The organism is Paenibacillus sp. FSL L8-0435, from assembly GCF_037965655.1.
Lineage (GTDB): Bacteria > Bacillota > Bacilli > Paenibacillales > Paenibacillaceae > Paenibacillus.
Window position 1 is genome coordinate 1,885,567 of the sequence record NZ_CP150185.1, and the last position, 21,133, is coordinate 1,906,699.

Annotated in this window: 20 protein-coding genes; 16 read left to right on the forward strand and 4 right to left on the reverse strand. The window is 46.9% G+C overall.

The window, feature by feature from the left end:
- Positions 1 to 260 precede the first annotated feature (260 nt).
- The 3 genes from pheS to NST33_RS08690 all read left to right on the forward strand — a co-directional run bounded on the left by pheS (position 261) and on the right by NST33_RS08690 (position 6,678).
- On the forward strand, positions 261 to 1,295 hold the full coding sequence (pheS, locus tag NST33_RS08680; RefSeq protein ID WP_017689641.1) for a phenylalanine--tRNA ligase subunit alpha: 1,035 nt from the start codon (positions 261 to 263) through the stop codon (positions 1,293 to 1,295).
- An 82-nt stretch (positions 1,296 to 1,377) separates the two neighbouring features.
- Positions 1,378 to 3,831, forward strand: a complete 2,454-nt coding sequence (gene pheT, locus NST33_RS08685; protein WP_221822919.1) for a phenylalanine--tRNA ligase subunit beta — start codon at positions 1,378 to 1,380, stop codon at positions 3,829 to 3,831.
- Positions 3,832 to 3,969: 138 nt separating this feature from the next.
- On the forward strand, positions 3,970 to 6,678 hold the full coding sequence (locus tag NST33_RS08690; RefSeq protein ID WP_221822921.1) for a hypothetical protein: 2,709 nt from the start codon (positions 3,970 to 3,972) through the stop codon (positions 6,676 to 6,678).
- A gap of 104 nt (positions 6,679 to 6,782) precedes the next feature.
- Here NST33_RS08690 and NST33_RS08695 read toward each other — a convergent pair whose 3' ends face one another.
- Complete coding sequence (locus NST33_RS08695) at positions 6,783 to 7,169, reverse strand: cytochrome C oxidase subunit II (RefSeq protein WP_221822923.1); 387 nt, start codon at positions 7,167 to 7,169, stop codon at positions 6,783 to 6,785.
- Positions 7,170 to 7,389: 220 nt separating this feature from the next.
- A complete protein-coding gene (locus NST33_RS08700; RefSeq protein ID WP_017689637.1) occupies positions 7,390 to 7,749 on the reverse strand; it encodes a phage holin family protein in 360 nt (119 codons plus the stop codon).
- Between the two features lie 187 nt (positions 7,750 to 7,936).
- Between NST33_RS08700 and NST33_RS08705 the strand changes: the two genes are divergently transcribed.
- The 4 genes from NST33_RS08705 to NST33_RS08720 all read left to right on the forward strand — a co-directional run bounded on the left by NST33_RS08705 (position 7,937) and on the right by NST33_RS08720 (position 12,824).
- Entirely contained in the window at positions 7,937 to 10,303 is a 2,367-nt protein-coding gene (locus tag NST33_RS08705; protein WP_124113694.1) for an endonuclease MutS2, read from the forward strand.
- Positions 10,304 to 10,353: 50 nt separating this feature from the next.
- Positions 10,354 to 10,794, forward strand: a complete 441-nt coding sequence (locus NST33_RS08710; RefSeq protein WP_100529513.1) for a DUF350 domain-containing protein — start codon at positions 10,354 to 10,356, stop codon at positions 10,792 to 10,794.
- A gap of 119 nt (positions 10,795 to 10,913) precedes the next feature.
- Positions 10,914 to 11,480: a hypothetical protein gene (locus tag NST33_RS08715; RefSeq protein WP_221822938.1), complete on the forward strand. Its 567-nt coding sequence runs from the start codon at positions 10,914 to 10,916 to the stop codon at positions 11,478 to 11,480.
- 129 nt (positions 11,481 to 11,609) lie between these two features.
- Positions 11,610 to 12,824, forward strand: coding sequence for an MFS transporter (locus NST33_RS08720; protein WP_339307624.1), 1,215 nt, complete (start codon positions 11,610 to 11,612; stop codon positions 12,822 to 12,824).
- Between the two features lie 95 nt (positions 12,825 to 12,919).
- Here the strand turns inward: NST33_RS08720 and NST33_RS08725 are convergent, their stop codons facing one another.
- The gene (locus tag NST33_RS08725) at positions 12,920 to 14,140 is read right to left on the reverse strand and encodes an FAD-dependent oxidoreductase (RefSeq protein ID WP_339183488.1); all 1,221 of its coding nucleotides are present in this window, start codon (positions 14,138 to 14,140) and stop codon (positions 12,920 to 12,922) included.
- 97 nt (positions 14,141 to 14,237) lie between these two features.
- On the opposite strand from NST33_RS08725, the gene NST33_RS08730 reads away from it, so the two are divergent.
- The 7 genes from NST33_RS08730 (at position 14,238) to NST33_RS08760 (ending at position 18,505) form a co-directional block, all read left to right on the forward strand.
- Positions 14,238 to 14,471 carry a hypothetical protein gene (locus NST33_RS08730; protein WP_047842262.1) on the forward strand — a complete coding sequence of 78 codons (234 nt, stop codon included), beginning with the start codon at positions 14,238 to 14,240 and terminating at the stop codon, positions 14,469 to 14,471.
- A gap of 45 nt (positions 14,472 to 14,516) precedes the next feature.
- Positions 14,517 to 14,912 (forward strand): spore coat protein, encoded by a 396-nt coding sequence (locus tag NST33_RS08735; protein WP_339183490.1) that lies wholly within the window; start codon positions 14,517 to 14,519, stop codon positions 14,910 to 14,912.
- 159 nt (positions 14,913 to 15,071) lie between these two features.
- A complete protein-coding gene (locus NST33_RS08740; RefSeq protein ID WP_024628343.1) occupies positions 15,072 to 15,572 on the forward strand; it encodes an Lrp/AsnC family transcriptional regulator in 501 nt (166 codons plus the stop codon).
- A 13-nt stretch (positions 15,573 to 15,585) separates the two neighbouring features.
- Positions 15,586 to 16,794 carry an aminotransferase class I/II-fold pyridoxal phosphate-dependent enzyme gene (locus tag NST33_RS08745; RefSeq protein WP_036610094.1) on the forward strand — a complete coding sequence of 403 codons (1,209 nt, stop codon included), beginning with the start codon at positions 15,586 to 15,588 and terminating at the stop codon, positions 16,792 to 16,794.
- 143 nt (positions 16,795 to 16,937) lie between these two features.
- Positions 16,938 to 17,204 carry an aspartyl-phosphate phosphatase Spo0E family protein gene (locus tag NST33_RS08750; protein ID WP_062833452.1) on the forward strand — a complete coding sequence of 89 codons (267 nt, stop codon included), beginning with the start codon at positions 16,938 to 16,940 and terminating at the stop codon, positions 17,202 to 17,204.
- Between the two features lie 169 nt (positions 17,205 to 17,373).
- The gene (locus NST33_RS08755) at positions 17,374 to 17,925 is read left to right on the forward strand and encodes a hypothetical protein (protein WP_221822945.1); all 552 of its coding nucleotides are present in this window, start codon (positions 17,374 to 17,376) and stop codon (positions 17,923 to 17,925) included.
- A 37-nt stretch (positions 17,926 to 17,962) separates the two neighbouring features.
- Positions 17,963 to 18,505, forward strand: a complete 543-nt coding sequence (locus tag NST33_RS08760; RefSeq protein WP_076209196.1) for a bifunctional adenosylcobinamide kinase/adenosylcobinamide-phosphate guanylyltransferase — start codon at positions 17,963 to 17,965, stop codon at positions 18,503 to 18,505.
- Between the two features lie 85 nt (positions 18,506 to 18,590).
- Here NST33_RS08760 and NST33_RS08765 read toward each other — a convergent pair whose 3' ends face one another.
- Positions 18,591 to 19,202 (reverse strand): DedA family protein, encoded by a 612-nt coding sequence (locus tag NST33_RS08765; protein ID WP_074094303.1) that lies wholly within the window; start codon positions 19,200 to 19,202, stop codon positions 18,591 to 18,593.
- A gap of 148 nt (positions 19,203 to 19,350) precedes the next feature.
- Between NST33_RS08765 and NST33_RS08770 the strand changes: the two genes are divergently transcribed.
- The gene (locus NST33_RS08770) at positions 19,351 to 19,926 is read left to right on the forward strand and encodes a cob(I)yrinic acid a,c-diamide adenosyltransferase (RefSeq protein WP_221822947.1); all 576 of its coding nucleotides are present in this window, start codon (positions 19,351 to 19,353) and stop codon (positions 19,924 to 19,926) included.
- The gene (locus NST33_RS08775; RefSeq protein ID WP_221822949.1) at positions 19,923 to 20,906 is read left to right on the forward strand and encodes an RluA family pseudouridine synthase; all 984 of its coding nucleotides are present in this window, start codon (positions 19,923 to 19,925) and stop codon (positions 20,904 to 20,906) included. The genes NST33_RS08770 and NST33_RS08775 overlap by 4 nt, the downstream gene beginning before the upstream one ends.
- Positions 20,907 to 21,133: the final 227 nt, after the last annotated feature.

Genomic DNA, 21,133 nt, shown 5'->3' on the forward strand with positions numbered 1-21,133 from the left:
AGCGTTTCTGTAGAACAAGGCTGCCGAAATTCACTCCGAAGCGGTTCCCTGAACCTGTTTGTGTGCAGACACAGAGGCAACAGTAGGGGCAAACGGTTAACGGTCGTTATTCCGTACAAAGTGAGACAGAACCAGTTGCAGCCAGAAGGCCACGCAGCAATGGACGTCTAACAAGGGTGGTACCACGGTCTTTTCGTCCCTTCAGGGGAGAGAAGGCCTTTTTTTGTTGCAAAAACACCACAAAAAGGGGGCAATTACACATGAAAGAACGTTTAGAGGCATTGAAGATCGAAGCGCTGGAGCAGTTGTCTGGTGTGAATGATCCGCAGACGCTCGGTGATCTGCGTGTAAAGTATTTGGGGAAAAAGGGTGCATTAACTGAGATTTTGCGTGGTATGGGTGCACTTAGTGCGGAGGAACGTCCAGTTATTGGTCAAGTAGCCAATGATGTTCGGGCTGCCATTGAGGAAGTTATCGACAGCAAGCAGGACCAGTTCCAGAAGGAAGAGACGGCGAAGCGTCTGCAATCCGAGAAAATTGATGTAACCCTGCCAGGACGTCGTGGGCGTCAAGGCGGACTGCATCCGCTGACCAAAGTGGTACAGGAGATCGAAGATATTTTTATCGGTATGGGATACCGCGTTGCGGAAGGTCCTGAAGTCGAAATGGATTATTACAACTTTGAAGCATTGAATCTGCCGAAGAATCACCCGGCGCGCGATATGCAGGATTCCTTCTATGTTACAGAAGACTTGTTGATGCGTACCCACACATCTCCAGTTCAAGTACGTACCATGCAGAGCATGAAGGGCGAAGTGCCTGTCAAAGTCATCTGCCCAGGTAAAGTGTACCGCCGTGATGACGACGATGCGACCCACTCCTTCCAATTCAACCAGGTTGAAGGGTTGGTCATCAGCGAAAACATTCGTATGAGCGATCTGAAAGGAACCCTGCTGCAATTCGTGCGCGAAATGTTCGGTTCCCACACGGAAATTCGACTGCGTCCAAGCTTCTTCCCGTTCACGGAGCCAAGTGCGGAAGTAGATGTAACTTGTGTACAATGTGGCGGCAGCGGCTGTCGGGTATGTAAACAAACAGGCTGGCTCGAAATTTTGGGCGGCGGTATGGTTCACCCGAAAGTGCTTGAGATGGGCGGTTATGATCCGGAGAAATACAGTGGTTTCGCATTCGGAATGGGCGTAGAACGTATCGCGATGCTGAAGTATGGTGTTGATGACATCCGTCACTTCTACAACAGTGATCTGACCTTCCTGAAGCAATTCGGACGGCTGTAACACTAAGACAAGAAAGATTAACCATATAGAGCAAGCGAATGAACCGGGAACACCAATTTATAGATGAAGGAAGTGAACGTCCATGAGAGTATCGACAGATTGGCTGTCTGATTATATTTCCCTTGAAGGTGTGACGCCACAGGAATTGGCGGAGAAAATCACCCGTGCGGGTGTCGAAATTGATGTAGTGGAGAACCGCAACAAGGGCGTGAATAAAGTTGTTGTAGGTTATGTGAAGAGCAAGGAGAAACACCCCGATGCAGACAAACTGAATGTATGTGTCATCGATGCCGGACAGGAAGAAGATCTGCAGATCGTGTGTGGTGCGAAAAATGTGGATGCAGGCCAAAAAGTAGTCGTAGCCCTGGTTGGAGCGAAGCTCCCTGGTGGATTGGATATCAAAAAAGCCAAACTGCGCGGTGTTGTCTCCCTTGGCATGATCTGTTCCGCCAAAGAGCTGGGCATGAACGATAAATTGTTGCCCAAAGATCAGCAGGAAGGTATTCTCGTTCTGCCAGAACAAACGGAGGTTGGCACGCCAATCAGCCAGGTTCTTGGTCTCGACGATCATGTGCTTGAACTGGACCTGACACCGAACCGTTCCGACTGTCTCAGCATGCGTGGTGCGGCTTATGAAGTGGGTGCCATTCTGGGTCGTGAAGTGAAGCTGCCAAGTCCCAAAGACCAACTGGTTGAAGTTGGTGATACGGCTGCGAATCATATCTCTGTAGAGATTAAGGCACAGGAGCAATGCAGTCACTATGCAGCTCGTTATGTAACCGGCATTAAGCTGGGTGCTTCCCCGCTGTGGATGCAAAACCGTCTCATGGCAGCAGGTGTTCGCCCAATCAATAACATCGTTGATATCACGAACTATGTCATGCTGGAATACGGTCAACCGCTACATGCATTCGATGCGGATAAGCTGGAAAAGGGCCATATTGAAGTGCGGATGGCTAAAGAAGGCGAAACGATTGTTACACTGGATGGACAGGAGCGCAAGCTGGAGCCGCACATGTTGCTCATCACGGACGGCGTGAAACCTGTAGCCATCGCTGGGGTTATGGGTGGTGAGAATTCCGAGGTATCGGAGGGCACGGTGAATCTGTTGCTGGAGTCCGCCAAGTTCGACGGCGGAACCGTTCGGAAAACGTCGCGCCAACTGGGGCTGCGTTCCGAAGCAAGCATGCGTTTTGAGAAGGAAGTAGATCCGGGTGCAGTCATTACAGCTTTGGATCGTGCGGCTGAACTGATTCAGCGTTATGCTGAAGGTGAAGTGCATCAGGGAATCGTGGAAGCTGGAGCAGAAGCTGCGGAGAAACGTGTGATTCAATTGTCGCTGGACAGACTGAATCGTTATCTGGGAACCGATCTGTCTTTGCTTGAGGTAAAAACCATCTTCGCTCGTTTGCACTTTGCATGTGGTGATGCTGATCAAGGATTGCTGGATGTGGAAGTGCCAACACGCAGAGGGGATATTACGCTTGATGTAGACTTGTTTGAAGAGATTGCACGCCTGTACGGATACGACAACATTCCAACCACATGGATTGAAGGACCAACGACTCCAGGGGCATATACACGCTCTCAAGCGATGCGTCGCACCATTCGTGGATTGCTCTCAGGCAGTGGCTGGCAGGAAATGATCAGTTACTCCTTTGTACACCCGGATAAAGCGACATTGTTCCCGGCATTGACACAAGGCAGTAAAGCCGTGAAACTCGCGATGCCTATGAGTGAGGACCGCAGTGTGCTTCGTACGAGTATTTTGCCGCAAATGCTGGATGCAGCGGTATATAACATGAACCGTAAACAGGATTCACTGGCTGTATTTGAAGTGGGCAATGTGTTCTTCACGGAAGAAGATCAGTTGACCAAGCAACCGCATGAAATCCCAGTATTGGGGCTGCTGCTCACCGGGAATCGTGCAAGCCAACAGTGGAATGTTGGAGCGGAGAAAGTAGACTTCTTCGATCTGAAAGGTGCGCTTGAGCATCTGTTCGCCTATGTGGGGCTTGAACAACGCATTCGCTTGGCAGCAAACAGCCCTGAAGGATTCCACCCGGGACGTTCCGCATCGGTTTACCTGGAAGGTAAGGATGGCGGAGAAGGCGCATTGATCGGTACATTGGGTCAATTGCATCCGGAACTGCAACAGCAGTATGATCTGAATGATGTGTACATCGCAGAGATTGCACTTGAATCGATCTACAGCGAAGCAGACGCTGACATTCGTTATCGTGAGCTTCCGCGTTTCCCGGCCATGGAACGTGATATCGCGGTTGTTGTAAATGAGGATGTTGAAGCTGGAGATATGCTGCGCGCCATTCGTGAATCGGCGGGTGAATTGTTACAAAACGTACAGGTATTCGATGTGTTTACTGGCAGTAAACTGGGTGAAAACAAGAAGAGCGTGGCGATGGCACTGGTATACCGGAATCGTGAACGTACACTCACCGATGAGGAAGTTACTGAAGTTCATGCCCGTGTAGTGGCTCGTCTGGAAGAGCAATTCGGAGCGGAATTGCGTAAATAGGACAAAAGAAGATTTTTTGAACAAAGATTAGCAGGAATTGTTTGAAGTCACATCGAATCCTTAGCATTAGAGGATCGATGTGACTTTTTTGTGATTACAGCTTAGAATCAACATACAGACTTGAAGGAGGGCACAACTGTGACTACACCTGATCGTACACGCGTCACCGTAGAGATCTACGGGACTTCCTATAAACTGGTTGGCAGCAGTGCCGACTATATGAAACAAGTAGCTAACCTGGTAGATGAGCGTATGGGCGCAATCTCCAAGCAAAATTCCCGTCTGGATACTCCGCGTATTGCGGTACTGGCGGCTGTACATATGGCTGAACAGTCTCTTCAGACTCAGGAAATCCGTAATGAACTGAAGATGCTCACTGGAGAACGTACAGAACTGAGAAACGAATTGAATCGGTTGAACGCCATACAAAATGAACATCAACAAGAATTGGAACGGCGTGACCAGGCTCTTGCTGATTTGCAAAAGCTGAAGATTGAAGCAGAGCAGGCGCTGCAAAAGTCCGAAACGGACAAAAATTCAGAGATAGCCAAGTTGAATACGCTGCTGGAGCAAGAACGCGCTCAAGCAACGGAGCGAGTGCAGAAATTGCAGGCCCAAGCGACGGCACAACTGAAGGAAGCAGAAGCCAAGGGAACGAAACAGCTGAAGGAAATGGAAGAGAAAGCGGCTAACCAGCTTAAAACTGCACAGGCACAGGCCGCTTCCCAGCTCAAAGAAGCTCAGAACCGTTCTGCAGCCGAATTGCAGCAGGCTCAGGCCAAAGCTGCGGCGCAATATAAAGAGTTGCAGGACAAGACTGCAGCTCAATTAAAAGAAGCCGAAAGCCGTGCCGTTGCAGAACGTCAGCAGATTGAAGCCAAAGCTGCGCAGCAGGTTCAGACAGCCAAGGAAGAAGCCGAGTCGGCCATTTTGTCCGAGTTGGAGCAGGCAGAGAGCAATCTGAAGAAAGCTCAGGAAGAAGCAACGCTGCAATATAAGGAACTTCAGCAACAGATGGAACTTCGTCTTCAACAGGCTGAAGAAAAAGCGTTGCAACAGACACAAGAGCTCACGGCTCAGGCGAATCGGGAACGGGCTGACTTGCAGGAACAAGCGGAGCAGCAGCGCCTGACTGAGATAAATCAGTTGAATGCGGAGTTCAAGGCGTTATCCGAGCAGTTGGAACTCGAATGGATGGAGAAAGAAGCAGCCCTCGAGGAGCAATTACAGCAAGCCAAGGAAGCAGCAGCGTCCCAGGCGAAAGAAGCCGAAGCGGCGGCAGAGGCCTTGTTGCAAGAAGAACAGGGCAAGCTCAAACAGCAACTTGAGGAACAACGTAAACAGGCGGAGGCTCGACTATTAGATGTCGAAGAGCAATTAGAAGAAGTAATGACCCAGCTCATCAGTGCACAGGACATGGTTGCAGAGCAAGAACAGCAGCTTCAGCACGAGCGTGGTCAATTGGAATCGTTACGTCATGAGCATGGGGTCCGTAAACAAGAGCAGGAAGTTCAGACTCGCCGAATTACGGAACTGGAACAACAACTGGAGCAGTTGAAAGAGGACCGTTCCCAGTTGCAGGAGCTTCTGCGTGAAACGGAACAGGCTGCCCAGCAATCCCGTGATTCACAGGAACAATGGAAGCAGAAGTATAATGAAACTGTGGATAGAGAAACCTCTCTCACAGCACAGTTGCGCAAACTTCAGGAGCAACATGCACAGCTTGAACAGGAAGCCCAAAAGCTTCGTGAGGCTGAAGTGAAGTCGGAAGAGGAACAGCGCAGACTGCAAAAAGTGCTTGAACAGGCTCATGCTGCGGTGCGTACATTGCAGAATGAGATCGGTACGCTTACGGAACGTGAGCAGTCCTGGAAGAACCTTGCTGAGCAGCGATTGGCTGAGATCGGGGACCTGGAGAATCAGATTCTTGAAGTTGCTGAACAAAACGAAACGTTGGAGTCTGGTGTGCAATCCCTTCATGATGAACTGTCCGTGGTGAAGGAAGAGTCTCGTTTTAACCATGAAGAGGCTGTGCAATACCAGAAGGATGCAGAGCTTTTGGAAGAGAAACGCAATCAGCTTGAAGTTGAGCTAAATGTTGTTCGGGAAGAGCTGAACCGACTTCAGGATAACTATAAACAAATCCGTAATGATTACAGTGATGCATTACAACGGGAAGAGAATTACAGTTCCAAGCTGGATGAATTGAGCAAGGAGAAACAAGAGATTGTGAGCGCACTTGAAGAAGCGAGACAGTCTTCAGCTAAACTTTCCGAGCGCTACTCGGAGCAAGAGAGCCGGCTAGCCCAGACTGAGGAAGAAGCATTGGAGTGGCAGATCAAACACGAAGAACTGTCAGCCAAACAGGCCGAGTTGGCATCCCGTCTGGAGCAGTTGACAAGACGTGAAGAAGAACTTCACTCAAGCGTTGAACAAGCAGAGCAGAACAACCAGGTGTGGCAACGCCGTGCAGACGAATGGGCGGCTCAGGAACAATCCTGGCAGGAGCGCTGGGCTGCACTTGAGAATGAACTAACGGTTTGGAAGAGAGAAAGTGCTGCAAGTAGTGAGTTGCTGGAGGGGCTGGAGCAAGAACGACAGCAGCTGGACAAGTTACGTGCAGAAGCGACCCAAGAGAAAGAGATCATGGAAACTGAACTGCTTGCGATGGGGGAGCGTTACGAACTAGCGGCCAATCAATTACGTTTGTTACAGGTTGAACGTGAAATGGAGCAGGAGAAGGCTGAGCAGCTGAACACGGAATATCGTCAGTTGCATGATGAATATACGAAATTGCAGACGGAATATAACGAATGGATTGAATTGATTGAACAGGACCAGACCTAGCGGATTGATTGTAGCAGAACTGGCTCGTGTGCAACGCACTCTGGTACAATTTGTTATACTAAAGAAGGAGCTCCCGTCGCTGCGGGGGCTCCTTGTCTTGAATACTATTCTTCAACGATAATTTTGGAGATCATGCTGCTGTGTCCGGAACCACAGAAGACCGAACAGGACATTTCAAATTCACCGACTTTGTCCGGGGTGATCACTTTGGAACTATTTCTGGTGTCGAGCGTAAGATTCAGCTCAGGCACAAGAATACCGTGGTTTCCGTTCACATTTTCATAAACAATCTTAACCGGGACACCTTTTTTAAGATGGTACTCGGGTTGATCAAATTTGTAGTTGCTTGCCTTGATGACCAGTTCTTCACTGGCTGTAACGCCAGCATCCGACCCGTTGCTGTCAGAGTCTGCGGACGGATTCGCTCCTCCACATGCAGTGAGGACCAGAATTAACATACAGGCAGCGAGCCATGTTATGCCTTTCTTCATTATGTGCCTCCTTAAAGCGTGATATGGATAAAATTTGAATGATTGCTCCAGTCATCATACCGCAATATGTGGATGCCTGTACACGCTGCGTATGTCGTTTTTTTGAAAATTGTACGTGTACGGCAGAGCATGCGTACTGCCCGAATGAAATAAACCCCTTCCGGCCCAGGGCCTTCAGAGGTTTAGGAGAATTCATGGGGTCGTTAAGGTGAAGTGGAGATTAACTTTTGGAGCTTCGTCCGGCATCAAAAGGGGTGGATACCGGGATGAAGAGATCGATAATCCCGATAACCAGCGCAGCGAGAATGGCACCGAGCAGGCTGACTTCAACATGATCCACAACATATTGACCAAGCCAAATCACCAGTGCGCTAACGATAAATCCGACAATACCGCGACCAAACGGATTGACCCTTTTGCCGAAGATACCTTCAACGATCCAGCCGAGCAGGGCAATGACGAGAGCAAGCAACAGGGCGCTCCAGAAGCCACCAACGGCGAATCCGGGAACGATCCAGCTGACCACCATTAATACAATTGCAGCGATGATAAATCGCACGACATGTCCCAGGAAATTCATGGTGTTTACCTCCTTTTATTCGGATTGAACTGAGCATGGCAACTCCAGGGGGATGGAGAGGTTGCACAATCCTGACACCTGTAGTTTGTGGTGCTATGGTTGAAGTTATGTGTGGAAGGATTCGTTAAATAGCGTAAGAAAGTTTCTTTCGTTATAATACAGATATAGTTTGGAAGGAGTTGTACACTTGGACACGAAAATTTTACACACACTGGAATATCGCAAAATTTTAAATACATTGCTTAGCTTTGCTCAGACGACCATGGGAAAAAAGAAAGCGGAGCAACTTGAACCAAGCAGTGAACTTGAAGAAGTGAAGCGCTTGTTGCAACAAACCGATGAAGCCTTCACATTTGATCGCCTGAAAGGCTCACCGTCGTTTGGGGGAATTGTAGATATTACGGCTTCCATCAAACGTGCTGAAATTGGAGGCACACTTAACCCTCACGAACTTTTGGGAATATCCAATACAACCTTCGCGGCGCGGCGATTGAAACGTCAGATTGGTACTTTGCATGAAGATGAGCCCATCGAATCATTGTTCTATATCAGTGATCAACTGTCAGAGCAAAAAACGCTTGAGGATGCCATCAAAATCTGTATTGACGATAATGCAGAGGTTGCCGACAGTGCAAGCGTAACGTTGGCGCAGATTCGTCGTGAGCTGCGAGGCGGAGAAGCACGGATTCGCGAAAAACTGGATTCCATGATACGATCCTCTACCGTATCCAAGATGCTTCAGGATCAGCTCATCACCATCAGAGGAGACCGTTTTGTAATCCCGGTGAAAGCTGAATATCGTTCGTACTTTGGCGGGATTGTGCATGATCAATCCGGTTCGGGTGCGACATTGTTCATTGAGCCGGAATCCATTGTTGCCATGAACAACAAATTACGTGAAACCCGGATTCGGGAAGAACGCGAAATAGAAATTATTTTGCAGAAATTGACGGCACTTGTCAGTGAGCAGGGAGAGTGGCTGTTGTATGATGTCGACTTGCTGGGATCACTTGATTTTATCTTTGCCAAAGCACGTCTCGCTCGTGAACTAAAAGCAACATTGCCTCGCATGAATGACCGCGGGTTCCTGAAGCTTAAGAAAGGCCGTCATCCACTGATTGCGATCGAAAATGTGGTTCCAATCGACATAGAGCTGGGCAATGATTACACATCCATTATCGTGACAGGTCCGAATACGGGTGGTAAGACGGTAACGCTCAAAACGATTGGATTGCTCAGCCTGATGGCAATGTCCGGTTTATTTGTTCCGGCTGAGGATGGCAGTCAGTTATGTGTATTTGATGCGATTTATGCAGACATTGGGGACGAGCAGAGTATCGAGCAGAATCTGAGTACTTTCTCCAGTCATATGACCAACATCATTCGCATTCTGAAAAACATGACGCCGAAAAGTTTGGTGTTGCTCGATGAACTTGGAGCAGGGACAGACCCGGCTGAAGGTTCCGCACTGGCGATCTCCATGCTGGAGCATATGCACCGGACGGGATGTCGCATGGTTGCAACCACTCACTACAGTGAACTGAAAGCATACGCATATGAGCGTAAAGGTGTCATTAATGCCAGCATGGAATTTGATATCAACACACTGAGTCCAACCTATCGCCTTCTGGTGGGTGTACCTGGACGAAGTAATGCATTTGCCATTGCAGAGCGACTGGGACTGCCGGGTTACATTCTCGACTACGCCCGTGGCGAAGTGAAGGAAGAGGATCAACGGATTGAGCACATGATTGCTTCTCTTGAAGAGAACCGTCTTACGGCTGAACAAGAGCGTGAGAAGGCAGAGAGCTTACGCCAGGATATGGAGAAATTACGCAGTCGTCATCAGACCGAACTGGAGAAGCTGGAACAGCAGCGTGATCGCCGGATTGAAAAAGCAGAAGAAGATGCACGCAGCATTGTGGACAAGGCGCGAGCGGAAGCGGAGAAGATTATAGCCGATCTTCGCCTGTTGGCTATGGAAGAAGGTGCTTCCGTGAAGGAGCACAAACTCATTGCTGCCCGCAAACAGCTGGACGAGGCGGAACCGGAGAAACGCAGAAAAACGGTCAAGAAGACGGCAACAGCGCCGAAGACTCGTGCCATCGGTCCAGGTGATGAAGTGCTTGTCTACAGTTTGAATCAAAAAGGCCATGTTGTAGAGATGTCGGGCAGCAAAGACGCTATGGTACAACTGGGGATTATGAAAATGAAAGTATCCCTGGATGACCTGGAACTGCAGCAATCGGCTCCTGCAGCCAAACCGAAACAAAAACCGGTAACGGGTATGAAACGCACACGTGATGACAATGTGAAAAGTGAATTGGATCTGCGTGGTACCAACCTGGAAGAAGCCCTGATGGAGACAGATCGGTTCATTGATGAAGCTTTCCTTGCCAACCTGGGCCAAGTTTATATTATTCACGGTAAAGGTACGGGAATTTTACGTTCCGGTATTCAGGATTACCTGCGTAAGCATAAACATATTAAAAGCTACCGGCTGGGCAATTACGGAGAAGGCGGGAACGGTGTGACCGTCGCAGAGTTGGAATAGCCGGTCCATGAATCAATGATATTTTGCGACCTTATTCATGAAGTTCGCAGATGGGGAGAGGGGAACGGTGCGTGATAGAAAGCATTGACCAATTGCTGTCTCATCCCTTGGGGATGGTACTCGGTTTTTTCTCGGTAGCGATTATGGAGTTGCTTGTATTTCTGGCTTGCTTCGAACTGGTGACCAAGTATAAATGCTGGACGGAGATCAAGAAGGGCAATGTAGCCGTTGCGATGGCTACAGGAGGTAAGATCTTTGGAATCTGCAACGTACTGCGTTTCTGCATACAGGCTAAATCTTCAGTGTATGAAGCCATGACGTGGTCGTTTGTTGGGTTTATCCTTCTGCTCATTGCCTATTTTTTGTTCGAATTCCTGACACCCGTGTTCTCCATTGATAAGGAGATCGAAGCGGATAACCGAGCTGTCGGATTGATATCCATGATTATTTCCGTTTCATTGTCGTTTGTTATTGGCGCGAGTATTATCTAGGGGGACCGGTCATGAAGATACTGATACGGATTCTGTTTGCGGCATCAATTGTGTTTTTTGCCATCGGTGTGATCTATGTGATGAATACATGATGATTGAAAGAGAAAGGTTGATTTAATATGGAGACAACAGTATGCCCTTGGTGTCAAACGGAGATTGTATGGGATGAGGAACTCGGTCCTGAAGAAGAGTGTCCATATTGCCATAATGAATTGAAGGGATATCGTACACTCAACATTGACATCGGAGATGAAGAGCAAGATGAAGCTGAAGACGACATCTATGATGTGGATCATGCAAACGATGATAAACAGACTACGGATCTTTCAGATCTGTGGGGGGATGAAGTTGAGCTCAAATTGCCCGAGTTGCGAACGTTAACCAAATACGCGGATGAAGGTAATGACCTGATTCAATATGAACAAGGTGTCCAGAAGCAACTTGATCATCAGGAAGAAGTACCCGAGTGCCCGAATTGTCGGGAATTCATGATTCTTGCTGGTACTCAAGCTGCAACGCAGGATAACTTTACTCCAGTTGCTAACGCAGCTTCAGGCGAAGGGTCACTATTGTCACCACCGTTTAAGGTATTGACCTATGTATGCTCGGGATGTTTCCAAGTTCAGTACAGTCTGTCTGAGGAAGATCGTCTGCGTCTGATTAAGAACCTGAGCACACAGGAATAAACATTTCGGAGATTCTAACCAATTTCATAGCAATCCTGAAGATTCATCATGTTTTCCTCTTGCTTGGGGCACGTTAACCCTAAGACCTACCTGTGCACAGTTCATTTCAGGTGGATGAAGGAGGAGCAGATGAAGATTACTTTAGACCGACAATCCATTCTGCTTTTGGGCGTGAATGGATTGTTTGCGTTAGCCGGAGCGTTGTCGGGAACCTTTTTGAATGTGTTTCTGTGGAAAAGCCGTCCGGATTATGCCATGTTGGGGTGGTTCACTCTCAGCCAGCAACTGGCCATTGGACTGACATTCTGGCTTGCTGGCAAATGGGTCAAGGAACACAATAAAATGAGTGCACTACGATTAGGTACTGCGCTGTCCGGCATATTTTATATGATAGTCCTCTGGGCTGGTTCCAAAGCTGTAGACTGGATATGGCCTCTGGGTATACTACTGGGTTGTTCCCTGGGGCTGTTCTGGATCGCATTTAATGTTGTGTATTTTGAAATAACGGATCGGGAAAACAGGGATCTATTCAATGGCTGGGTCGGATTACTTGGCTCGATGACAGGAATTATAGGCCCATGGTTCTCTGGTCTGATTATTACCCGAATGGCGGACAATACAGGATATCGACTCATCTTCACGGTATCACTCGTTATTTATGTCATAGCGGTAGTGTTTAGCTTTTTTCTGAAAAAGAGAAAGGTGAGCGGAACATACCGCTGGTCCGAGCCTTGGATACAGTTATCCAAACCGGATAGTCCCTGGAAGACCTTGGCTTTGGGTTTGTTCGCTCAGGGTGCGCGTGAAGGGGTCTTTGCCTTTCTGATTGCACTGCTTGTATACGTGGCTACTGCACAGGAGTATAAGTTGGGACAGTTCTCACTCATCACTTCTGCTGTGGCATTAATAAGTTATTGGGCAGTAGGGAAATGGTCCAAACCACAGTATAGATCCAGAGGCATGTTCATCGGAGCTCTGATTCTGCTGATTGTGCTGATTCCTCTTCTGTGGAAAGTGACCTATGTTACGCTGTTAATCATGGGGATTGGAAGTGCAGTTGCGATGCCATTGTATATTTTACCTATGATATCAGCGGGATTCGACATGATGGGCACGAGTGACGAAAATGTGGAGAAAAGGGTTGAACTTGTCGTATTGAGGGAGTTGTGTCTGATGGTTGGCCGACTTTTTGGGTTGATCATATTTATTATAACGGTCATGAATAGTCCGTCCCTGCGCATGTTAATCTGGCTTATTATCGTTCTGGGTGCTTTTCCGCTCATTGGATGGATCTTTATGCGCAAGTTATTGAATCGAACGGAAGGGCAAGACCCCTCGGCTTAGCAACTTTCAAATATATAAACAGGGTACAGCGGCGGGAAAAGAGAACTTTCCGTGTGCTGTAACCCTGTTTGTCGTTGTATTGGTTCAGTTGGTGGTTATACAGGAGATGGTTTACTTGTACGTGTAAGTGAGAATAGATCCATGTCAGGGTTCTGTTTGCCCGTAATGGCATCCACAATGAGAGAGGCAGCAATCATACTGTACACGGTACCGTTGCCTCCATACCCTTCAACAAAGTACGAATTCGGATAGTCTGGGTGTGAACCGATTAGCGGAAGACCATCATGGGTGCTTCCAAAAACAGCTTCCCAAGCGTAATCAACTTCGAGATCAGGTAATGGGAAATACTCGGCAATCTTCTGTAACAAAATCTCACCTTTATGAATCGCCTTGATCGCCCGTTGTTCTTCTCGAGGACGATTCTCATCAAGTCCACCAGCAATAATTCTTCCGTCTGGAGTTGTGCGCATATATAGATAAGGTCGTTCGGTCTCCCATATCAAGCTTCGCTTATGCCAGCTGCTCAGATCCTGTAGTGGCTTGGTAGCGATAGCATATGTGCTTTGAAGGTATGCGCCTCTGTCCTTTTTGATTTCTTGTGTTTCATAGCCTGTTGAGAAAATAATATGTTTGGCGCGTACAGTGCCATCAGGTGTGTAACATAGGACACCATTATCATCATAATCACAATGGGTTAATTCACTATGAGCGTAGACTCTTGCTCCTTGACGTGAGGCTGAATGGAATAGTGAGTGAACCAAACGAAACGGATTAACCTCAGCATCTCCGCTTGTGTATAGTGCAGCACGTTTGCTGAACGGGAACACTGCACTGATTTTTTCCTGATCCCACAGCTCTATATCAAATCCATAATGCTTCAGGTTACGATATTCTTCCTCCAGCAACGGTACATCTTCCTCGTGACTGGCGCAATACAGACTTGTGCGAGGCACAAACCAAGGATCAATCTCAAGCTTCGATGAAATTTTTTCGAGATGTTGCATGGCATCACGGCATAATTCGTAGAATCGAACACCGCGTTCTTCTCCGAATGTCTGGATACAAGAGGTGAGCGTTTTGTCGTTCGTATATTGGAGCAGGCCCAGATTTGCCATGCTGCTGCCATGACCGATATCTCTTTTGTCAATAACAACGGTATCAATCCCCTGATCTATCAGAAGCTTGGCAGAGAGTGCGCCTCCCATTCCACCGCCGATGATTAGGCAATCACAGGACAGATTTTCTTTCAAAACAGGATAATGGGGATGGGAATCAAAGGTGGTTGGCCAAAACGTTTCCCCGTTAATAAGTTCCACAATTAATCACCTCTGTAGAATGTAGTTGAAGTATACTTTTTCAGGTTAGGGTAACAATAAATTCGCATTAACTTTAGGTTAAGGAGGTCAGACATACATGCAAAATTCACAAATGCAAGCACTGAGCCCCAAGGAACTAAACTATATCGCGGATTCAATTTCCAATGAGGAAATGCTGATCAAACAATGTGCAGCTACAGCCTCCATCACACATAATCCGCAAATTCAACAGGCACTGAATCATTATGTTCGCTCACATGAGCAGCATCTGAATACTCTTGTCAATGCGTTACAGCAACATCAATCTCTTGCACCAGCGCAATCACAGTAAAGCTCAAAACACGACAAGTTATTCCAAAGCATAGGAGGAAAATAAGTGTACACTCAATCTTTGTCATCTGGTGGGAATTTTATGCAAGAACAAGATTTGTTGAAGTCGATTCTTGCAGATTTAAGACGAACTTCACGTGAATATACAACAGCAACTACTGAATCTTCCTGTCCCACAACTCGTAGAATGTTCAATGAGTTAACGAACGATACATTAAGATTGCAAGGTGAATTGTTCAACCTGATGCAACAAAACAACATGTATTCCGCTTCATCCAAAGCACTTCGTCAGGATGTGGACAAACAAATCCAGTCTGCACAACAGACCCAACAGAAGTGTCAGCAATTCATTCAAGAAAAGAACATGCAGAACAGTTCATATAGCCAAGCTCCTAATGTGCCTCAGCATCAGCCGAATTACGGTAACCCTTATTACATGTAACCTGTGTATAAGAGGTTTGAGCACCTAACGATCCAGGACCATACCACCGCTTGCCTGAATTCAGGGCAGGCGGTCTTTTGTCTTTGCATCAACGTTAAATTCATGTAATATAAGTATTAATTCATTTTCAGGAACCTGGATGACGCTGGAGGGAAAACCATGAAAGATTTGAACGATCTGCAATTAAAAGTTCTGGATCTTCTAAAGGAAGACGCGAGAAGGACTCCCGCACTGCTGTCGACGCTGCTGGGGGAGTCGGAAGACAAGATCAAGAACGCCGTGGCACAGCTTGAACAAGACCACGTCATCGTGAAATACGCAACCGTCGTGAACTGGAGTAAAATAGATGATGAGAAAGTAACGGCCCTGATTGAGGTGCAGATTACGCCGGAGCGTGGTCGTGGTTTTGAAGGAATTGCTGAGCGCATTTATCTATACCCGCAAGTGAAGTCCGTATATCTCATGTCAGGCGCATACGATCTGCTCGTTGAAGTGGAAGGTGGCAACCTGCGTGAAGTCGCTAATTTTGTGTCGGAGAAACTGTCTCCGATTGACTCTGTACTTTCAACCAAAACGAATTTTATTCTTAAAAAATATAAGCAGGACGGGATTATTTTTGAAGACCATCAGGAAGACAACCGTCTCATGATCTCGCCGTAAAGGAAGATGTGTCATGATAGTGAATGAACAGACAACCGGGAACAACAAGAAAATGACATCATATCTGGCACCTCTCGTGCAGCAGATACCTCCATCCGGAATTCGTAAATTTTTTGATCTGGTTGGAGACAACAAGGATATTATCACATTGGGTGTGGGTGAGCCTGATTTTGTTACCCCTTGGCATATGCGTGAAGCTTGTGTATACTCGCTGGAAAGAGGCATGACCAGCTACACATCCAACGCAGGTATGCCGAAGTTGAGAGAAGCCATCAGTGAATATCTGGATACGCAGTTTGATACCAAATACGATCCCAAGGATGAGATTATTGTTACTGTGGGTGGCAGTGAAGCGATTGACTTGGCTTTGCGAGCATTAATTGTACCTGGCGACGAGATTCTCATTCCTGAACCTTCGTACGTGGCTTATTCACCAATCGCTTCAATCGGTGGCGGTATACCGGTTGGTGTTGAAACCTATGCGAAAGATCAGTTCAAGTTAACGGCCGAAGCACTCGAAGCTGGCATCACACCGAAGTCGAAAGTGGTTATTCTGTGTTATCCGAGTAATCCCACTGGAGCCATCATGACGTATGAAGAGTGGCTGCCTATTGCTGAAGTGATTAAAAAGCATGATCTGATTGTGATCGCGGATGAAATTTACGCTGAATTGACGTATACGCAAAAACATGTTAGTTTTGCAGCTATCCCTGACATGAAGGAGCGGACCATTCTCGTAAGCGGATTTTCAAAGGCTTTTGCAATGACAGGTTGGCGGATTGGGTACATGTGTGGTCATCCTGAGCTTATTGCAGCCATGCTCAAAATCCATCAGTATACGGTAATGTGTGCGCCGGCCATGGGTCAGGTTGCCGCACTTGAGGCGTTGACGAATGGTTTGGGTGAGAAAGATCGGATGGTAGAATCGTATAATCAGCGTAGACGTTTAATTGTGCAGGGATTCAGGGATATTGGACTTGATTGTCACGAACCTCAGGGGGCATTCTATGCATTCCCGAGCATTCAAAAGACGGGTATGAGTTCCGACCTGTTTGCTGAACGATTGTTAACGGAGAATAAAGTGGCTGCTGTTCCGGGCAATGTTTTTGGTCCTCAGGGAGAAGGCTTCTTGCGTTGCTCTTATGCTACTTCTGTAACCCAATTAAATGAAGCTTTGGAACGAATCGGAAACTTTGTTTACAAACTGCAAAAAGAGGGTTAATACTAAAATAGAATCTTTTTACAAATGAGACATGGTTGTATTGGAAAAAAAATAACTTTCTTTTACAAAATAATGTGATATAATTTCAATTTGAAATAAGTTTTCATAAATTTGGAAACCATTTTTCCAAGGAGGGGTTAGCTTTGTTTTGTGTTGAATATGATTTACCGACGAATCGTGGGCACTATCTGGCAGAAGGCGATCATGGCGACCGATGGTCGGTGAAACCCGATAACGCATCTTTGCATGACATTTCCTTGGAAGATGAAATTCATATGCTTCGTCGCAAGATGGAACAGATCTTCCTCGAAGAGAAATCATTCACATCCGATATTGTAATTGAAATCAGCAGTTTGTTGGATTTAAAGATTAATGAATATATGAAGGCTAATCCGATTAAAGGAAAATAACGTTTATGCTGGATTGAAACGTTTCATTAATTGAGTTAGAAAGGGAGACCTGAGAAGGTCTTCTTTTTTTTGTGCGTAAAGGCAAGGTGATTCCCCGATAAGCCAGGTTATTTTTTTGCGTGGAACAATTGTGATATATTGGACATAGGAGACTAAAGGGGGAACTGGAATGAAGAGATTTTGGGGGCTTACTGCAATCATTTCTATCGTTTTTCTGCTTGCTGGTTGTGGAGGTAAAGATGGTTTTTCCATATTCATCATTGATAATCAAGGAAATCCATCTGTAATCTCAGAGCAGTTACAGGCCAATCTGCAACAGAAACTGGGTGAGGAACCCAAGGTGGAAGTGATTACCAGTGCGATGTATGATGTTCAGAAAATTATGGTGGAATATGCGGCTGGAGGACATGATATCTTCATTTTGCCTGAGTCCGACATGAAACAATACGGAAGTAATGGCTCCAATGTTCCGCTGGATGATACTTTTGATCCTAAGAAGTTTGAACGGGGTGTATTTGAGGGTGGAGTATTGGTAGAGAAGGGTGAAGGAGATGCAGGTTCAGATCTCAAGCAAGAATCACATCTTTACGGCATTCCACTCGAAGATATGAAAATGTTTAAAGATGTAGAATATGCTGCGAGCAATTTGTTCGCCACCATTCCAGTGTCATCTTCCAATGTCGAAGAATCCAAAAAAGTGCTGAAGGCGCTGACAGAGTAAAGAAAATTCAGAATGGCTATGGAAGGAGGGGAGCGGATTGCTGATTACGGTCACAGGCGGCATAGGTAGTGGTAAAACCCGGTTTGCCCTCAAGTACGCAGCTGGAATTAGCCGGGAGGGTGTATATTTATCCACTGGTGATCATGATCCCGTTATTCCCGAATTGCCATCCGCTCATTATCGTGCCATTCATGCCGGGAACGGTCAGCATCTGACAGAGGTGATCACCCAGATTAATCGGGAATCCAATCTGTTTTTGGCGGATCAGCGAATTGTAATTGTAGACAGTCTGACCTCCTGGATGGCTGCCGGTTTCAGGGCAACAGAGGATCTGGATCATCAGCGTTCAGAGACACAGCTTTTGCTTGATGCTTTATTGTCTTATCAGGGGAAGTTGCTTGTGATTACCAATGAAATGCATGGTACATTGCATCCTACCGAGGAAGAACGAATATTTACAGCGAGAATGGCTTCGGTGAACCGGATGCTGCAGATACATGCTGAAAAGATGTACATGCTGGTATCCGGTCTGGCTATCGATCTTAAAAGTCAGGGCATGCGAAATGAAGATGAACGATAGCGAGATGACATAAACGGGTGACATAAAGAAGCCTCCTTAACCACGAATTGGTGGCGAGGAGGCTTTATTTATTAAGCTATCCTTTTTATTTCTGCTTTTTGCTACGTCTGATCCACCAGATGATACATCCGATGACAATGATGGCCAGAATGACGTACACTACAATGGAATAGACGTCCATAAAGTGCAAAATGCTCTCCCATGATGCGCCAAGCGCAGCACCAACACAGACAAGAATGACATTCCAGATTAATGTACCAATGGTTGTAAAGAGAAGGAATAAACCAAATTTCATATTGGACATGCCTGCGGGAATGGAGATAAGACTACGGACGAGGGGAACCATTCGGCAGAATAATACGGTCCACATGCCATATTTGTCAAACCATGCATCGACACGGTGAATATCCTCTTTTTTGATGCGCAGAACATGTCCCCAACGTTCCACAATTTTCTCAAGGCGTTCGACGTCAATGAGTAGACCAATACCATACAGGATCACAGCACCAAGGACAGAGCCAATAGTTGCGGCGATAATAACTCCTGGAATAGTGAGACTGGTATAGGTGGTCATGAATCCGCCAAACGGTAGGATAATTTCGGATGGAATCGGGGGAAATACGTTCTCAAGAGCAATAATGAGTGCGATGCCTATGTAGCCGTATTGTTCCATGAAATCGGTTATCCAGTTTTGCATAATCGTCTCCTTTACTTTTGGTTTCCTTTGATTTGTCGTATACTCGGCAGAGCACACCAATTCTTCTATACGTGTCAAGCGATAGACGGGTTTCTGAAAAAATGGCATTCCCGTATTCATTATTATATTACCAATTGGAGGGATAACGATGGGCATATATACACGAACAGGTGACGAAGGACAGACTTCGGTCATCGGTGGACGCGTCATCAAGGATGATGACCGAGTTGAGGCTTATGGCACGATTGATGAATTGAACTGTTTTGTAGGCCAGGCGATCAGCCTTATTGATCCGGCTCAAGGGGAATTCGAAGATCTGCGTGAACATCTGCTGGAAGTTCAGCAGGAACTGTTTGATTGCGGGTCGGATCTGGCCTTTGTGAAGATTAGTGAAACCAAATATAAGGTGAGAGATGAGATGGTCACACGTCTGGAACAATGGATTGACCAGTATGATGCTGAGAATCCAAAAGTGGAACGGTTCATTATTCCTGGTGGCAGTCAGCTGTCTTCTGCTCTTCATGTGTGCCGTACTGTATGTCGTCGCGCAGAGCGTCGCACGGTAACACTTGGACAACATACAGATATTAATCCGTCTGTACGACGGTATCTAAACCGACTGTCTGATTATTTCTTCGTGGTTGCACGGACGGCCAACGCGAGACAACAGGTGGCGGATATTGAATATGTGCGGAGCAAAAAAGTATTCCGCCGCAAAGAATGAGCCAATATTATTCGCCGATTGTCTACACGGTGACCGAACAAGAAGATGGCTGGCTGCTGAAGACCGTGCTTCAGCGCCGGCTGCTGGTGTCGCGTAAGCTTTTGTCCAAAATCAAGCTGACTGAACAAGGCGTCATGTTAAATGGAGAGCGCGTGTATATTAGCGTGAAGGTAGCTGCGGGTGATGTCGTTGAAGTTCGGATGGAGCAAGAGGAATCGGATGATATTTTGCCTGAACCTATTCCATTTACCGTTTTGTATGAAGATGAGCACTTGCTTATTGTTAACAAGGATGCGGGCATCATCGTTCATCCGACGCATGGACATTATACGGGTACTTTGGCAAATGGCGTTGTTCATTACTGGAAAACCAAGGGCGAGCGCTTTCGGTTTAGACCGATTCATCGACTTGATCAGGAAACGTCAGGTGTTCTTGCTATAGCCAAGAACCCTTATGTCCATCAACATGTCTCTGAACAGATGATCGCTGGAACAGTGGACAAGAAATATATTGCACTTGTGCACGGCAGCCCTGTCCCGGAACAAGGGTCGGTGGACGGACCGATTGACCGCGATCCTGAAGAGCCACACCGCCGAATCGTAACACCTGATGGTTATGCTGCAAGAACGTTGTACACGACCGTAACACGTTGGTCAGGGGGCAGCGCCAGTGCGATAAGCCTCAAGCTGGAAAGTGGCAGAACCCATCAGATCAGGGTACATATGACGTCCATCGGCTGTCCATTAATCGGTGATCGAATGTACAAGACACTACCTGTGCACGAGATCGATGAGCAGACCATGGTTGTCCGGGATGAACGGGACAGCTGGATCGAACGCCAGGCCTTGCATGCCTGTGAGCTGACGTTCGAACATCCCATTCTACAGGAACGCATAACGTTCCAGGCTCCTTTACCAGCAGATATGGCTGCGCTGGAGAAGCGTTTGAATGATGAGGCAGCTCCAAGGGAGATGCTCTAGGAGAAAGCGTCAAAGCACTTCCCTAAGAAATGACGGCTTTGCCGTAGTTTTGTGCAAAGCCCGTCCTGCTTGTCAGTCAACGCTAGTTGGCTAACTTGTGTGAGGGATGCTTTATGCACCCGAACAACATGCCGTAGGCTAATCTTTATGGTTTAATGTATTGATGTTTACCCATTTCATGTTAAATATTTCAAGAATTCAAATCTCAAAAGCTTTTAAGGATATAA

What these genes read in the sequence shown, in the direction of transcription:
- pheS (WP_017689641.1), top strand. Translation starts at nt 261, where the DNA reads ATGAAAGAACGTTTAGAGGCATTGAAGATCGAAGCGCTGGAGCAGTTG.
- pheT (WP_221822919.1), top strand. Translation starts at nt 1,378, where the DNA reads ATGAGAGTATCGACAGATTGGCTGTCTGATTATATTTCCCTTGAAGGT.
- NST33_RS08695 (WP_221822923.1), bottom strand. Translation starts at nt 7,169, where the DNA reads ATGAAGAAAGGCATAACATGGCTCGCTGCCTGTATGTTAATTCTGGTC.
- NST33_RS08700 (WP_017689637.1), bottom strand. Translation starts at nt 7,749, where the DNA reads ATGAATTTCCTGGGACATGTCGTGCGATTTATCATCGCTGCAATTGTA.
- NST33_RS08710 (WP_100529513.1), top strand. Translation starts at nt 10,354, where the DNA reads ATGGGGAGAGGGGAACGGTGCGTGATAGAAAGCATTGACCAATTGCTG.
- NST33_RS08715 (WP_221822938.1), top strand. Translation starts at nt 10,914, where the DNA reads ATGGAGACAACAGTATGCCCTTGGTGTCAAACGGAGATTGTATGGGAT.
- NST33_RS08720 (WP_339307624.1), top strand. Translation starts at nt 11,610, where the DNA reads ATGAAGATTACTTTAGACCGACAATCCATTCTGCTTTTGGGCGTGAAT.
- NST33_RS08730 (WP_047842262.1), top strand. Translation starts at nt 14,238, where the DNA reads ATGCAAAATTCACAAATGCAAGCACTGAGCCCCAAGGAACTAAACTAT.
- NST33_RS08740 (WP_024628343.1), top strand. Translation starts at nt 15,072, where the DNA reads ATGAAAGATTTGAACGATCTGCAATTAAAAGTTCTGGATCTTCTAAAG.
- NST33_RS08745 (WP_036610094.1), top strand. Translation starts at nt 15,586, where the DNA reads ATGATAGTGAATGAACAGACAACCGGGAACAACAAGAAAATGACATCA.
- NST33_RS08755 (WP_221822945.1), top strand. Translation starts at nt 17,374, where the DNA reads ATGAAGAGATTTTGGGGGCTTACTGCAATCATTTCTATCGTTTTTCTG.
- NST33_RS08765 (WP_074094303.1), bottom strand. Translation starts at nt 19,202, where the DNA reads ATGCAAAACTGGATAACCGATTTCATGGAACAATACGGCTACATAGGC.
- NST33_RS08770 (WP_221822947.1), top strand. Translation starts at nt 19,351, where the DNA reads ATGGGCATATATACACGAACAGGTGACGAAGGACAGACTTCGGTCATC.
- NST33_RS08775 (WP_221822949.1), top strand. Translation starts at nt 19,923, where the DNA reads ATGAGCCAATATTATTCGCCGATTGTCTACACGGTGACCGAACAAGAA.